At 63.0% G+C, this 13582-nt stretch carries 16 protein-coding genes; 7 read left to right on the top strand and 9 right to left on the bottom strand.

Translation table 11 applies throughout. The annotated features are described in order from the left end of the window. Positions 1-45: 45 nt before the first annotated feature. The 4 genes from NKH02_RS08595 to denD all read left to right on the top strand — a co-directional run bounded on the left by NKH02_RS08595 (position 46) and on the right by denD (position 3027). Positions 46-732 (top strand): GNAT family N-acetyltransferase, encoded by a 687-nt coding sequence (locus NKH02_RS08595; protein ID WP_352877897.1) that lies wholly within the window; start codon positions 46-48, stop codon positions 730-732. Between the two features lie 26 nt (positions 733-758). Continuing rightward, entirely contained in the window at positions 759-1742 is a 984-nt protein-coding gene (locus NKH02_RS08600; RefSeq protein WP_352877899.1) for a cation diffusion facilitator family transporter, read from the top strand. A 78-nt stretch (positions 1743-1820) separates the two neighbouring features. Further along, a complete protein-coding gene (locus NKH02_RS08605; RefSeq protein ID WP_352877900.1) occupies positions 1821-2033 on the top strand; it encodes a hypothetical protein in 213 nt (70 codons plus the stop codon). A gap of 16 nt (positions 2034-2049) precedes the next feature. Then, positions 2050-3027 carry a D-erythronate dehydrogenase gene (gene denD, locus NKH02_RS08610; RefSeq protein WP_352877903.1) on the top strand — a complete coding sequence of 326 codons (978 nt, stop codon included), beginning with the start codon at positions 2050-2052 and terminating at the stop codon, positions 3025-3027. Positions 3028-3052: 25 nt separating this feature from the next. Here denD and NKH02_RS08615 read toward each other — a convergent pair whose 3' ends face one another. From NKH02_RS08615 to NKH02_RS08630, 4 genes are all read right to left on the bottom strand, one after another. Further along, on the bottom strand, positions 3053-4249 hold the full coding sequence (locus NKH02_RS08615; protein ID WP_352877905.1) for a nickel/cobalt transporter: 1197 nt from the start codon (positions 4247-4249) through the stop codon (positions 3053-3055). Beyond that, positions 4246-4914, bottom strand: a complete 669-nt coding sequence (locus tag NKH02_RS08620; RefSeq protein ID WP_352877906.1) for a DUF1007 family protein — start codon at positions 4912-4914, stop codon at positions 4246-4248. Before NKH02_RS08620 ends, NKH02_RS08615 begins: the two co-directional genes overlap by 4 nt. A gap of 89 nt (positions 4915-5003) precedes the next feature. Beyond that, on the bottom strand, positions 5004-5900 hold the full coding sequence (locus NKH02_RS08625; RefSeq protein WP_352863324.1) for a LysR family transcriptional regulator: 897 nt from the start codon (positions 5898-5900) through the stop codon (positions 5004-5006). A gap of 2 nt (positions 5901-5902) precedes the next feature. Further along, the gene (locus NKH02_RS08630) at positions 5903-7099 is read right to left on the bottom strand and encodes an amidase (RefSeq protein WP_352877908.1); all 1197 of its coding nucleotides are present in this window, start codon (positions 7097-7099) and stop codon (positions 5903-5905) included. Positions 7100-7638: 539 nt separating this feature from the next. Between NKH02_RS08630 and odc2 the strand changes: the two genes are divergently transcribed. Continuing rightward, positions 7639-8772, top strand: coding sequence for an ornithine/lysine decarboxylase (gene odc2, locus NKH02_RS08635; RefSeq protein ID WP_352863328.1), 1134 nt, complete (start codon positions 7639-7641; stop codon positions 8770-8772). Positions 8773-8931: 159 nt separating this feature from the next. Beyond that, positions 8932-9597: a GNAT family N-acetyltransferase gene (locus tag NKH02_RS08640; protein WP_352877910.1), complete on the top strand. Its 666-nt coding sequence runs from the start codon at positions 8932-8934 to the stop codon at positions 9595-9597. A gap of 82 nt (positions 9598-9679) precedes the next feature. On the opposite strand, the gene NKH02_RS08645 is transcribed toward NKH02_RS08640, so the two are convergent. The 4 genes from NKH02_RS08645 to NKH02_RS08660 form a co-directional block, all read right to left on the bottom strand. Then, complete coding sequence (locus tag NKH02_RS08645) at positions 9680-9964, bottom strand: SCP2 sterol-binding domain-containing protein (protein WP_056582750.1); 285 nt, start codon at positions 9962-9964, stop codon at positions 9680-9682. 198 nt (positions 9965-10162) lie between these two features. Further along, positions 10163-10678 (bottom strand): hypothetical protein, encoded by a 516-nt coding sequence (locus NKH02_RS08650; RefSeq protein ID WP_352877912.1) that lies wholly within the window; start codon positions 10676-10678, stop codon positions 10163-10165. Between the two features lie 85 nt (positions 10679-10763). After that, complete coding sequence (locus NKH02_RS08655) at positions 10764-11189, bottom strand: hypothetical protein (RefSeq protein ID WP_352877915.1); 426 nt, start codon at positions 11187-11189, stop codon at positions 10764-10766. A 98-nt stretch (positions 11190-11287) separates the two neighbouring features. Beyond that, positions 11288-11899: a rod-binding protein gene (locus NKH02_RS08660; protein WP_352877916.1), complete on the bottom strand. Its 612-nt coding sequence runs from the start codon at positions 11897-11899 to the stop codon at positions 11288-11290. 562 nt (positions 11900-12461) lie between these two features. Between NKH02_RS08660 and NKH02_RS08665 the strand changes: the two genes are divergently transcribed. Further along, a complete protein-coding gene (locus NKH02_RS08665; protein ID WP_352877919.1) occupies positions 12462-13088 on the top strand; it encodes a hypothetical protein in 627 nt (208 codons plus the stop codon). 114 nt (positions 13089-13202) lie between these two features. Here NKH02_RS08665 and NKH02_RS08670 read toward each other — a convergent pair whose 3' ends face one another. Then, the gene (locus tag NKH02_RS08670; protein WP_352877920.1) at positions 13203-13580 is read right to left on the bottom strand and encodes a hypothetical protein; all 378 of its coding nucleotides are present in this window, start codon (positions 13578-13580) and stop codon (positions 13203-13205) included. Between the last annotated feature and the right edge of the window lie 2 nt (positions 13581-13582).

The raw sequence follows: 13582 nt of genomic DNA on the forward strand, positions 1-13582 counted from the left end.
TTTGTGAGCTTCGGCCCGCAAAAGTCAAACAGATTGGAGTCTTCGGTGTCGGAAAATCTGAAAGATTGGCAGCCGCGCCCGCGGCCCGAACGCAAGGCCATCGACGGAAGCTATGTCCGGCTTGAGCCGCTGAGCGCCGCAAAACACGGCGACGGCCTCTACGAAGCGTCCTCCGTGTTCGATGTCGATGGCCGCTTCGCCTGGCTGCCCGACTATCCGCCTGAAACCCGCGCTGCCTTCCAACCCTGGCTGGACAAGGTCGAGGCCAGCGAGGATCCGCTGTTCTTTGCCGTCATCGACAAGGCCAGCGGCAAGGTCGCCGGACGCCAGACCCTGATGCGCATCGATCCGGCCTACGGCGTCATCGAGATCGGCAACATCTATTGGGGCCCGCTCATCTCGCGCAAGCCGGGAGCGACCGAAGCGCAGTTCCTGTTCATGAAATACATCTTCGACGAACTCGGCTATCGCCGCTACGAATGGAAGTGCAACAACCGCAACGAGCCGTCGAAGCGGGCAGCCGAACGGTTCGGCTTCAAGTTCGAGGGCATTTTCCGCCAGCATCTGATCGTCAAGGGTGAAAACCGCGATACGGCATGGTATTCGATCATCGACAAGGAGTGGCCGGCCTTGCGCAAGGCCTATGAAGCGTGGCTCGATCCGGCCAATTTCGATAGCGGCGGCCAGCAGAAGCGACGGCTTGAGGATTTTCGCGCGCAGTTCGGTGCGTGAGATCAGGCGCGTAACGGGAGTTGCCATTGGCCCACACCCACGATCACAGCGGGCATGATCACAGCGGGCAAGATCATGGGCCAGGTCATGTGCATGGCTCGACCGACAAGAAACGCGTGCTCATCGCGGCCTGCCTGACAGGCGGCTTCATGGTCGCCGAAGCGCTCGGCGGCATCCTTACCGGGTCACTGGCATTGCTGGCCGATGCCGGCCACATGCTCGCCGATTCGATCGCGCTCGGCCTTGCCTGGTATGCGTTTCATCTCGCGGGACGTCCGGCGACCGTTCGCCTCACCTATGGCTTCGGCAGGGTCAAGACGCTGGTGGCCTATACAAACGGCATTGCCATCTTCGTCATCGCGCTGTGGATCGTCTACGAAGCCTGGGGGCGCCTGCGGGCGCCGGCGCCGGTGCTTGGCGGACCGATGCTGGCGGTGGCGATCCTCGGCCTGCTGGTCAATATCGGGTCCTTCGTGGTGCTGCATGGCGGCGATCGTGAAAACCTGAACATGCGCGGCGCCATCCTGCATGTGCTGGGCGACCTGCTCGGCTCAGCCGCCGCCATTGCGGCGGCGTTGGTCATTCTGACGACCGGCTGGACGCCGATCGACCCGATCCTGTCGGTCCTGGTCTCGCTGCTGATCCTGTATACGGCATGGTCGCTGATGCGCGCCGCCGCCCATGTCCTGCTCGAGGGCGTGCCGCCCAGCCTCGACCGCGATCTGATTGCCAGGGATATCGAGGCGACGGTTCAGGGCGTGCGTGAGGTGCACCATATGCATGTCTGGTCGCTCGACGGAACCAGCAACATGGCGACGCTGCATGCCTGTCTCGACGAGGGCGTCGACGCGCACCAGGCGGTCAGCGCCGTCAAGAAGCGGCTTGCCAGCGAGCACGGCATCAGCCATGCCACCGTGGAACCGGAATTCGGACAGTGCGCCGACGATAGCCACGAGCACGGCCACGGGCACGGGCATGAAGCGGCCGCGCACCACGCCCACCATCACTAGGACCGATCGATTGGTCCTGCCTCAGGAGTTCCAAACCTTGAAAACCAGCTTGATGAACGCCCACTGCCCGGACGCGTCATGATGGATCGTGACACCAGGAATGCGGCCATCGCAGCGGTGTGGATCATGCTTCTGTTCGGCATCGGCGCCTACTATCTGCCGACGATAATGCTGGCCCTCGGCAGCCTTTCGACCGTGCTGGCCGGCGCCTTCGGCATCGTCTTCGTGCTGGCGTTTTTCTCGGTGTTCTGGCTGCGCGCGCGCAACCAACGCAAAAACCAGGGTAAATAGGCAAGGGATTTTCGACATGCGCATTCTGATCACCGGCGCCGCGGGCATGGTCGGCCGCAAGCTCATCGCCCGGCTGGCCAAGGACGGCATGCTGCGCGGCGGCAAGATCACCGCGCTCGACCTGCACGATATCGTGCCGCCGCAGGCGCCGGTCATGGACGGGGTCAGCATCACCCTCCACACCGGCGATCTTGCCGAGGCGGGTGCCACCGAACGCCTGGTCGTATCGCGCCCCGATGTCGTCTTCCATCTCGCCGGCATCGTGTCCGGCGAGGCGGAGGCGAATTTCGAACTCGGCTACCGCGTCAATCTCGACGGCACGCGGGCGCTGTTCGATGCCATCCGCCTGGCGGGCTTTGCACCGCGTGTCGTCTTCACCTCGTCGATCGCGGTGTTCGGTGCACCGTTCCCGGATGTCATACCCGATGACTTCCATCCGACGCCGCTGACCTCCTACGGCACGCAGAAGCAGATGAGCGAAGCGCTGCTGGCCGACTATTCCAGGCGCGGTTTCTTCGACGGCATCGGCATCCGGCTGCCGACCATCTGCGTGCGGCCCGGCAAGCCGAACAAGGCAGCGTCGGGCTTCTTCTCGGGCATCATCCGCGAGCCCTTGAGCGGACATGAGGCGATCCTGCCGGTGCCGCGCTCCGTCGTGCACACCCACGCGAGCCCGCGTTCGGCGGTCAACTTCCTGATCCATGCGGCGCAGATCGATGGCGCCGCCGTCGGGCCGCGCCGCAACCTGACGATGCCCGGCGTCGCCGTTACCGTCGGCGAGCAGATCGAGGCGCTGGAGCGTATCGCCGGGCCGAAGGCGGCGAGCCTGATCCGTGAGGAGCCGGACGAGACGATCTGGGCGATCGTCAAGGGTTGGCCGACAAGGTTCGAGGCGCGGCGCTCAAGGGAGCTCGGCTTTGCCGCCGAAAAGAGTTTTGACGAGATCATCCGCGCGCATATCGAGGATGAGCTCGGCGGCAAGATCGCAGGTTAAATCCGCAGCACCACGGTGGGGAAAATCACCCGCCTGACGCCAGGCTTGCCGACAAAAGCAACAGTCCGAACAGGAAGACGAAGGCGGCGCCGCCGATCTCGACGATCGAGTGGATGCGGTTGCCCATGCGGCCATCGCCGGCGAAATACACGGCCCAGTTCTTGGCGGTCACCGCAAGTGTGGCCAGCGCCGAGACGGTGATCGCGGTCCCCAGCGACATCGCCAGCACCGACAGCAGGCCGCCGAGCCAGAGCCCGTTGAGAAGCGCGAAGCTGAGCACGATCAGCGCACCGGAGCAGGGGCGGATGCCGACCGCCGCCACCGCCGACCAGGCCGTGCGCCAGTCGAAGCGATCGCCCGACAGCAGCGCCGGGTCGGGCGCATGCGAATGGCCGCAGGTGTCGCAGACCTCGCCCGCCGCGTGATCGTGATGGGCATGATCGTGGGTGGCGTGATCATGGTCATGCGCGCCGTGGTCGTGATGATCGTGGGAATGGTTGTGCATGTGGTCGTGATCGTCATGCAGCTGCAGCGCATGCGAATGGGCTTGCGCCGCCGAATGGCTGTGAGCGGCATGCGAATGACCTGCATGCGAATGGCCACCATGAGAATGGCCAGCGTGCGCCGCCGACAGGCTGTAGGCGGGGCCTTTGCCGAACAAGCGCAGGACGGCAGGGCCGAGCTTGCGCCACAGCAGCCAGGCGCCAAACAGGGTGACGAAGACAAAGCTCATGACCTCCATGAACCAGGCCGCGTCCGTCATCGACACGGAGGTGCCGCGCAAGACGAAATAGGCGACCCCCATCACCGCGACCGCCGTGAGGCCTTGCAGCAGCGCCGAGACGAAGGACAGCAGGATGCCGCGCCGCAGCGCCACTTCGTTGGCGACCATGTAGGACGAGATCACCGCCTTGCCGTGACCGGGGCCGGCGGCATGGAAGATGCCGTAGGCGAAGGACAGGCCGACGAGTATCCAAATCTTGCTGCCGTCCTGGCGCATCGCCTTCATCGCGGTTGCCAGCGCGCGATAGAATTCCTGCTGCCGCAGATTGATCCACATCAGGATGTGGGCGAAGGGGCCGGCGCTGGGCGCGATGCCGTCATTGACGCCGATGCCGAGCGAACTCTGGGCATGGGCGGCGTTGGCAAAATGCATCGTGACAACGGTGACGGCTAACAGGCCGAATGCCAAATGCAGGGACGGTTTCGTCACCGGCTTCATCCTTCTGGCTGACAGGTCAGTTCGAGCTTGGTGGCAAAGATCTTGCTCATGTCGGTGCCGGTCGGATCGTTGAAGAAGGCATCGGTGAGGGTCTTCTGGTTTTCCTTGATCGCCTCGTCCGGGTCCGGACGGATCACCTTGCTGGTGCAGTTCGACGGCAGGCCTTCAACCGTGATGTTGGAGTCCTCGGTGAAGTCGATCGCCGTGTAGAACGTCGGATCGTAGACGCCGATGTCGATCTTGCCGTTGAGCTTCATCGGCTCCTTCGGCTCGGATTCGAACAGGATGATCAACTGGTCGTTGTCGAAATTGGCCATCAGATGCGGCGGCGGCGTCATCGCCACGTCCTTGCCGTCCACGGTGACGAGCTGGAAGTAATTGAACTCGGCCAGCGAGGCGTGGACGGTGTCGGCGACTTCCTTGAGCTCGTTGTCGTCGAGCTTCAGGTCGGAGTTCTTGTCGAACTCCATCATCACCGTGCTGGAGAAGAGATCGTCGAAGCGCCAGAGATGACGCAGCGCTTTCACACTTTGGTGATCCGGGGAGAGGATCACGTCGAGGCGGGCCTCGGCGAAGACGTGGGGATGCACCTCAGCCGGTCCGGTGGCGGCAAATGTCGCCGCCAAGGCCGAAGCCAGCATGATTGCGTGCCGTTTCAGGTGCATTCTCGGTCGCGATTCCATTGGGCCTCGGATGAGATGTCGAGAGTTATCAGAAAGGGGGCGAAATTGGGACCGGGACTCGACTGAATAGATCAGGCTTCACGCGTTCTGAACCACTGCACCAGGAAGTCGACGAAAACGCGGACTTTGGCCGGCAGGTAGCGGCGGTGCGGGTAGACGGCGAAGATGCCGCCGCCCGACAGGATGCGGTCATCCATCACCGACACCAGCCGGCCGCTCGCGAGGTCGGGCGCGGCGATGAAATCCGGCAGGACGGAAAATCCGAGCCCGGCTACGGCCGCGGCTCTCGCCGTCATCGGGCTGTTGACCTCGATGGGACCCGACACCGAAACGCTCACCGGATCGCCATTGTCGCCCTTGAACGGCCAGTTGTTCAGTCCGCGGCCATTGGTGTCGACGATGCAGGGCATGCGGCTGAGATCCTGCGGCCGTGTCGGCATGCCATGCCTGGCGATCAGTTCGGGAGAGGCGCAGAGTTTTATCGAAAATGGCGCCAGGCGCCTTGCGATCAGCGACGAGTTCTCCAGCCGCGAGATGCGCACCGCGAGGTCGAAGCCTTCCTCGACCAGATCGACGAAGCGGTCGTCGAGCTGGATGTCGAGCACGATGTCGGGATGCTGCTTGGCGAAATCGATCAGCGACTGTCCGATCGGTGCATCGGCGAAGGTGCGCGGCGCCGACAGCTTGATCCGGCCGCGCACGTCGCCGGAGGATTCGCGCACGGCGTCGGCCAGGCTGTCTACCTCGCGCACGATCTCCGAGGCGCGCCGGTAGTAGGTGTGGCCGGCCTCGGTCATCGAGAACTGGCGCGTGGTGCGGTTGAGCAGCAGGGCGCCGAGTTCGTCCTCCAACTCGCGCACATATTTCGACAAAAGGGCCTTGGAGCGGCCGATCTTGCGTGCCGCCGCTGAAAAGCCCTCGGCCTCGACCACGTCGATGAAGGCACGCATGCGGGTCAGTGTGTCCATGGTCAGGCCTTTCGTGCCGCGTCGAGAAGTTTCCGGCCGAGCCGTATCAGGGCAATGTCGCTGCCGGAAGGGCCAAGCAGCGACAGGCCGAACGGGGCGCCGGCGACCGACCCGATGGGCAAGGTGATCTGTGGAAAACCGGACAGGCCGGCCAGGCACAGAAGTTGAAGCGTCCGTTCGCGATAGGCCTGGAACTGCTCCGGCGTGCTGTCCACGTAGGGAGCTGGGCCCGGCACCGTCGGCAGGACAAGGAAGCCGTCCTTGCCGAGCAAGGCGCTCAGTTCGCCGCGAAAGGTCAGCCGGCGCACCTTCTCGGCCTGGGCTGTTTTGTCGTCGACGGCACGGCCAAAGCCGAAGCGCTCCTCGACACCGGGACCGAGGTTGCGCTCGCCACTGGTGATCCATTCGCCATGCACCGCCCAGGCCTCCTTGGCCTGCAGCCGGCGAAAGCACCAGTAGAGTTCATCCGGAGACGAGGTGAAGCGCGTCGCTGCCGTCGCCGGCGCGCCGAAGACCGTACTCGCCAGTGCCTTCATTCGAGCATATTCGGCAACCGCCGGGCCGGCGACCAGCGCGTCCAGCCATTCCAGCGTCAGCGGCCGGTCCAGTGCGTGCTGGTGGGGGTCGCGGCCGAGCAGCAGCTTGCCGACGGTCTCGTAGGTCTCGATATCGTCGGCGAACCAACCGAACGTGTCGAAGCTCGGCGCCAGCTTCATCGTGCCATCGAGCGAAATGCGCCCATGCGTGGTGCGCAGCCCGATCAGACCGCAAAAGCTCGCTGGCGCGCGGATCGAGCCGCCGGTGTCGGAGCCGGTGGCGATGTCGGCCAGCCTGCCCGCCACCGCCGCCGCCGACCCCGATGACGAGCCGCCGGTGACGCGGTCGGGCGCTGCCGGGTTCACTGGAAACGAAAAATGCGCATTCTGGCCGAACAGCGCGAAGGCAAGCTCGTCGGTCTGGGTTTTGCCGACGAAGCGCGCGCCGGCATCGAGAATCATCTGCACGGCCGGGGCCGTGCGCGAGGCGGCGTGGCTGTCAGTGAATTTCTGCAAGTTGCCGCAACCTGTGCGATAGCCGGCGACGTCGTAGATGTCCTTGACGGCCAGCCGCAGGCCGGCCAGCGGGCCGAGCTCGGCATGCGCCACCGGCATCTGGCGAAGATCGAGAAAGGCGTTGAGAGGGCCGTGGGTGCCTGTCATCGTTCGCTATCCGGATACGGTTGCCGCAACATCGTTCGATGCCAGAAATTTTACAACCTCGGATGCGATTTTTATTGATTGTGAAACCCATCGCCCTTATATCGCGCTTGCCCAAAGTCGCACGTGCCTGTGGGTGTCCGCCGGTCCTCGAATGGTGAGGGAAATCGGTAAGGTAACTGGAGCCAACCCCTCCAGTCGGTCTAGCGGCCAACCGCCAGCCCGAGGACACCTTGAAGCAACGACGGTGCGGGCCTTTCTGGTGTTCTGCCGGTTGTCCAAAAACCGGGGTTACTGAAGAGGCACACCTTCATTGCCGGCAGTGCGGACGGGTCTCCCATCCAAGCCAAGGCAGACAAAGCGAACCGAGGCCGGGCAAGGCCAAGGTTCACCGCCGCGAGACGGCGCTTCATGGTTCCGGGGTCTCCACCGGCTGGTTCCATGGATTTCCGTCCCGCCTTTGTCCACCGCGTGTTCGCGAGGCTGACAGCCTGCGTCCCGCAGCCTTATGGCGCCCGAAAGGCGCTGATGGAGAGACCCCGATGGCCACCCAGCGCATCCTTGACTTCCTCGCCACCCGACGTCCGACCGGCCCTTGCCTGGTCGTTGACCTCGACGTCGTGCGCGACAATTTTCGCGCCTTCGAGAAGGCGCTGCCCGATTCGAAAATCTACTATGCGGTGAAAGCAAACCCGGCGCCGGAAATCCTGCGCCTGCTTGCCGCGATGGGCTCGTCCTTCGACACCGCTTCCGTTGCCGAAGTCGAGATGGCGATGGACGCCGGTGCGCCGGCGGACCGCATTTCCTTCGGCAACACCATCAAGAAGGAGCGTGACATCGCACGCGCCTACCAGCTCGGCATCCGCCTGTTCGCGGTCGACTGCGTCGAAGAGGTCGAGAAGATCGCCCGTGTCGCTCCCGGCGCGCGCGTGTTCTGCCGCGTGCTGACCGATGGCGAGGGTGCCGAGTGGCCGCTGTCGCGCAAATTCGGCTGCGTGCCGGCGATGGCCGTCGACGTGCTGCGCCATGCCAAGGAGCTCGGCCTCGACGCCTATGGCGTGTCGTTCCATGTCGGCTCGCAGCAGACCGACCTGACCGCTTGGGACCGCGCGCTGGCCGACGCCAAGGTGGTGTTCGCGACGCTCGCCGAGGAAGGCATCGTCTTGAAGATGGTCAACATGGGCGGTGGTTTCCCGACGCGCTATCTGCGTGACGTGCCGGCGGCCCAGGCCTATGGCCAGTCGATATTCTCGGCGCTGCGCAAGCATTTCGGCAATGCCATCCCGGAAACCATCATCGAGCCGGGGCGCGGCATGGTCGGCAACGCCGGCGTCATCAAGTCGGAAGTCGTGCTGATCTCGAAGAAGGCCGCCAACGACAATGTGCGCTGGGTGTTCCTCGACATCGGCAAGTTCGGCGGCCTGGCCGAGACGATGGATGAGGCTATCCGCTATCCCCTCGTCACCCGCCATGACGGCACGGAGACCGCACCTTGCGTGCTCGCCGGCCCGACCTGCGATTCGGCCGACGTGATGTACGAGAAGACACCGTACCCGCTGCCGCTCTCGCTGACCATCGGTGACGAGGTGCTGATCGAAGGCACCGGCGCCTACACGACCACCTACTCGGCGGTCGCCTTCAACGGCTTCGAGCCTCTCCGATCCTACGTGATCTGACGGTTCGAAAGAACCGGTCAGATCATCCCAGGTGGGCGTCCGTCGCCCATCCGGGTTCGCCTGTGGAACAACCTCCGCTCGTGAAGGATCGCGGAAATGGACATTGCAAATTTCATTGTTGAAGGCGCTGCGCGCGGAGTCTCCCCCCTTGAGGGGGAGATGGCCACGAAGTGGCCAGAGGGGGTCGTCGCAGCTGCCGCGACTTCTCTTGGGCTGTCTGGGGTCAGCGCTTCACGCGCGGCGATCCCCTCTGTCGCCTTTGGCGACATCTCCCCCTCAAGGGGGGAGAGTGCCATTGCCATCATTGCCGAAACCGACGCCGATGTCGCGGCGCGCGAGGCGTTGCTCGATCGGGCCATGGGGCCGAAGCGGCGGAAAAAATCGTCGGAGAAGCTGCGGCGTGGCCGTCGGCCCTCTGAAGGCCTGGCCTTTGTCACCCACGATGCTTCGGGCGACGTGGCAGGCACCGTGCGGCTGTGGGATGTCACGCTGGGCGAGGGTGGTCCGGCCGCGCTGCTGCTTGGACCGCTCGCAGTCGATCCATCGCTCAAGAGTGCCGGCATCGGCTCGGCGCTGATGCGCCATGCCATCGCCGAGGCGGCGCGGCTTGGCCACGCCGCGATCCTGCTGGTCGGTGATGCGCCTTATTACGGACGCTTCGGCTTCTCCGCCGCCAGGACCGGTTCGCTCGCCATGCCGGGACCTTACGAGCGGCACCGTTTGCTGGCGCTTGAACTGGTGGACGGCGCGCTCGATGGCCTGCACGGCACGTTGAAGGCGGCGGGGCGCAAGCTGAAGACGCAGGAACTGAATTCGGCGGCCTGATGCTTCAGGCCGCCTGAAGCGGCGCGTCTTCATTCAAAACAATACGCCGCCTATTGGGCAGCGTTGGTTTGTCTGATAGTGGTCAGCCGATCAGCTGGCTGAGGGCCATGGCGACGGTCATGTCGCCTTCGACCTTTATCTTGCCGGTCATGAAGGCCATCGTCGGATTCAGATCGCCAGCGATCAGCGAATCCAGGTCGTCGAGCGAGAGCTTGATGGTGCAGTCGGCGGGTGCGTCTGATGTCGAAACGGTCGCGCCGTCGATGACGATGACGCCGTCGCTGCCGGTGTCGAATTTCACGGAACGATCGAACCCGCTGCTTGCCACGCGCGACTTGATCTTCTCGGCAATCTCCTGAACGCTCACGCTGTTCTCCTTGTCTGGTTGCATCTGTCTCGCAACGGCGCTTCGATCCGGCCGAAGCCCATGCCGCGGTTTCGCGATCACGGTCGCTGCCGCATATAGCTTTGCGTTGACGTTTACGTCAACGCGTATTCCGGTGGCTGGTTCCTGTCCCTCGCGGCAGGTGAGGCCCGATGCGATCGGACCTATGAGCAGGGCAACTCAGTGTTCCTTGAACGCCTTGGTCATTTCCGCCGCGGTCTCGCTTTTTTTGCGGCGCAGCCAGTTGTCGCGGATTTCGTCCTTCGACAGGAAGTTGACCTGATCGATCAGAACCTCATGCACCAAAGGGGCGCCGACACGCGCGTTGACGGTATCGCGGATGGCGGCGCGGAAGGCATCGAGATCGATCGTCGCCTTCTGCGTGAAGTCGATCTGCGGATTGGAATAGAGGTAGGAATAGACCTGGTCGGTGATCAGCGCTTCCGCCGGAATGGACAGCTTCTTTATCTGCTCGGGTTCGACCGTGTAGACGAGCTTTGTCAGGAAATAGCCGCCGATCTGCGAATCGCGGATCAACGGCACCGAAATGATATCGGTCTTGACGTAGTCGAGGCCGCCCAGCATCGGCTTCGGCGTCTCGCCGACACCTTTTTCGCCCGCGGCCTGGAACGAATAGAACACCGCGCCGAGCGTGGCGGCGCAGATCCAGACGGCGATGGCGATGACCTTGATCATCGGGCCTCGTCACGGCCTTGAGATGCCAACGCGGCGTTGCCCTCCTGCCTGAGCAGGATCGCAAATGCGTTCCCTGTGTTCGGGATCATGCCTTTGCCCAGCCGAATTCGCCGGCCGAATAGGTGCCGTCGGTTTCGGCGCGCTGGATGGCGTGCCGCAGCAGGCTGGCGACTTCGTTGACCGCGCTTAGATGCGCCAGGATCGCCGCCTCGTTCTTCGCCAGCTTGTGGCGCAGCCGGGTCAGGCCGTCGCGGTGCTGTTCGAGGAATTCGGCTTCGCTGCCACCCTTCATGGCGCGGGTCAGCTCGTATAGATAGCGGCTCTTGCGGGCGTTCGATGCCTTGAGATCATAGTTGGTGGCGTTGCGGATGCCGGCCGTCTCTTCCTCGACCACTTCCTCGATACGTCCGATGATGGCGGCGAGGTTGCCAGGCCGCGCGAACGGGATCGGCGCTTCCGAAGCGGTCGTGCGTGCTGGCAGGTTGGCGGTGAATTCCGAAAAGTCGGCCATGAAAATCCCGGTCTGGTTAGATTGAAACTCGGATACGCACTATCTCAATGGTTGAGCATGATCCCTCCCAAAACCGGTTCCCGGTTCCGGGGCATGTCCTAGATCTTGATGTCTGTCTTGACGATGGTCTCGTCACCGGTGATCGACCGCGCCGCCCTGCGCTGCAATTCGTGGACCAGCGAGGTCGACAGACTGTTCTGTTGATCCATCTCGGTCCTTTCCGGCCCGCCCGAAACCGGACCGACCGGCACGATGCGCTTGCCTTCGACATAGTGGTCGGCGAGCATCGACTTGGCGATGCCGATGCCACCACGTTCGGCCATGACGTCGGCCACACGCTCCGCAAGCTGCGATTTCCACATGTCGCCGGCCAGGCCCTTGCCGTAGACGCCTTCGGTGTCCTTGGGCAGCATGTTCTGGATGAAGGTCTGCAGCACCATCGCCTCGAACTTCTTGAATTTCTTGGCGGGATCGGTTGCGGCGGCGGCCTTGTCGGCAGTAGCGCGCGACAGGACCGAGCCGGCATCGACCGAAGCGGCGCTGTCGACCGAAAACGCACCCGCAGCACCACCGGCCCGCTTCGTCAGCGCGGCACGGGCGGCCTCGATATCCGTCGGGTCGACGGCTCGGGCCACATCCATAACGATGTCGCTGGGTGGAGAAATCGCCAAGAAAGTCCGCCTTTTGTCGGTTTTCCTTAGCCAGACCATGCCTCAACAAGCTTGTGGCAGGCTTGCGCGGGGAAGGGGAGGCGGGATGAAGGCGTGTCTTTGTCGGCCAAGCGCCAGAAGTGGTCGTTGGCTCGTGGCCGGAAACCGGATGTTCGCCCACCTTGTAGCCTAGCCCGCACTCGCCTAGGTTGCTCTGGCCGGGTGATCGCGAATGCCCTGTCCTCGCGGAGCAACGTATGGAGAAGGCGTGGTTTGAGATGCGCGCGGAAACGCGACGAGTTGTCTAGGTTCGGCGACGCGCATCTACCTCCAAGCGCGATCGAGGAAGCCATAAAATTGGTTCGAATAGATTCGAGTGAGCCATTGATAAATCAAGGTCGTGACTTACTGCACATTGCAGTTTCTGTGTTGTACACAATCGCTGAAGTCTTCAAGGGCGCGCCTATCGCGCCAAAGTCCGCGTAAGGACAGTGCGCGTGTATGGTATATTTTGTGGATATAGAAGCAAATAGTTGCAAATACGGCGGCGTAAGATGCCGCCTAACCTTCGATCTAGTGATGCATCACAAAATATGGTGCCGAAAGACCGTCCGGAGATGGCATGCGATTTGAAAGCGCTCTAGAACGTTCCTTTGCGATTGTTGATCGCACCTTGCGGCAGTCTTTTCGTGAAGATTATTACAAGCGCTGCATGTATGCCGCTTTTGGTATGCAATCATTATTGACTGAATTGGGCTACCCGGCCTCGATACAAGGGGGCGACGTGCTCGCCTTTATGGTTGCGAGGTCGGGAAATGAAGCTGGATTGCAAGGCTTCGCGAATGCCAGTGACGGACACGCCCACTACTGGACAGTTGCGGAAAACCGGCTGATCGATATCGGTCCATACTACCTGCCGCGCGAGTCGAGCTTTTCGGCTGTGCAGGTGCCGCTGATCGCGTGGAGTACGTTCGAACGACTGCCGCCGTTCCTACGGTACCGTGTGGCAGAAGATTTCGGACGGACGACAATTCTTGTTGCCGACGAGTCCATCCAACAGCGGATGGCCAAGTTCATTGAGCTTTGCCGCCGTAAGCTCAAGCAGCAAATTGGTCAGCCCAAGCCGCCCAACTGGATACTGACGGGAACCGCCGCCCTGCTATCCCGGGGAGAGCGAGGCGATCCTTGGGCGCGCAACGCCATGTTATTTTCCACAATGCCCGGCACAGTCGAAAACTTGCCATTCTAGCGGGCAAAACCCGATCAGACGAAAATCTGTTCGGGGTTTGATTCGAACGTTCGCTTTCAGGCACCCGACAATGGCTGCTTCGGTTCACAACAGCCGAAATCCCTCCTCTACTCCTCATGGCCGCTTCTGCGCGATAATATCCAGCCGCTCGCGGTCGGAGCGTTCGCGCTCGTCGCGGTTGCGCACGTCCTTGTAGGCGCGCTCGACCATGTTGGTGCGCGCGGTCGCGGCGGCGATGAGGCTGGCTTCCTGCTTCGCGCTTGCCAGGTTCGCCTCCTGGCGCACGACGGCCTGGGCGATGCGGCGATGGTAGAGATCGGGGAACAGGCCGGAAAGCGAATCGGCCTGGTCGAAATGTCCGACCAGATCACGGGCTTCGGCCTCGGCGGCGCTGGCTGCCGCAAGGAAGGTGGCGTGATGGGTTTCGTGCAGCGCCTTCAGCTGCTCCTGCACCTTGACCAATTTCCTGAGGCGGTCCTTGCGCGTGCTCATTT

The organism is Mesorhizobium sp. M1396, assembly GCF_040317725.1.
In the GTDB taxonomy this organism is placed as follows: Bacteria; Pseudomonadota; Alphaproteobacteria; order Rhizobiales; family Rhizobiaceae; genus Mesorhizobium.

Coding starts and splice junctions, on each gene's coding strand:
- NKH02_RS08605 (WP_352877900.1), top strand. CDS start 1,821: ATGATGGATCGTGACACCAGGAATGCGGCCATCGCAGCGGTGTGGATC.
- denD (WP_352877903.1), top strand. CDS start 2,050: ATGCGCATTCTGATCACCGGCGCCGCGGGCATGGTCGGCCGCAAGCTC.
- NKH02_RS08615 (WP_352877905.1), bottom strand. CDS start 4,249: ATGAAGCCGGTGACGAAACCGTCCCTGCATTTGGCATTCGGCCTGTTA.
- NKH02_RS08620 (WP_352877906.1), bottom strand. CDS start 4,914: ATGCACCTGAAACGGCACGCAATCATGCTGGCTTCGGCCTTGGCGGCG.
- NKH02_RS08625 (WP_352863324.1), bottom strand. CDS start 5,900: ATGGACACACTGACCCGCATGCGTGCCTTCATCGACGTGGTCGAGGCC.
- NKH02_RS08630 (WP_352877908.1), bottom strand. CDS start 7,099: ATGACAGGCACCCACGGCCCTCTCAACGCCTTTCTCGATCTTCGCCAG.
- odc2 (WP_352863328.1), top strand. CDS start 7,639: ATGGCCACCCAGCGCATCCTTGACTTCCTCGCCACCCGACGTCCGACC.
- NKH02_RS08640 (WP_352877910.1), top strand. CDS start 8,932: ATGGCCACGAAGTGGCCAGAGGGGGTCGTCGCAGCTGCCGCGACTTCT.
- NKH02_RS08650 (WP_352877912.1), bottom strand. CDS start 10,678: ATGATCAAGGTCATCGCCATCGCCGTCTGGATCTGCGCCGCCACGCTC.
- NKH02_RS08655 (WP_352877915.1), bottom strand. CDS start 11,189: ATGGCCGACTTTTCGGAATTCACCGCCAACCTGCCAGCACGCACGACC.
- NKH02_RS08660 (WP_352877916.1), bottom strand. CDS start 11,899: ATGGTCTGGCTAAGGAAAACCGACAAAAGGCGGACTTTCTTGGCGATT.
- NKH02_RS08665 (WP_352877919.1), top strand. CDS start 12,462: ATGCGATTTGAAAGCGCTCTAGAACGTTCCTTTGCGATTGTTGATCGC.
- NKH02_RS08670 (WP_352877920.1), bottom strand. CDS start 13,580: ATGAGCACGCGCAAGGACCGCCTCAGGAAATTGGTCAAGGTGCAGGAG.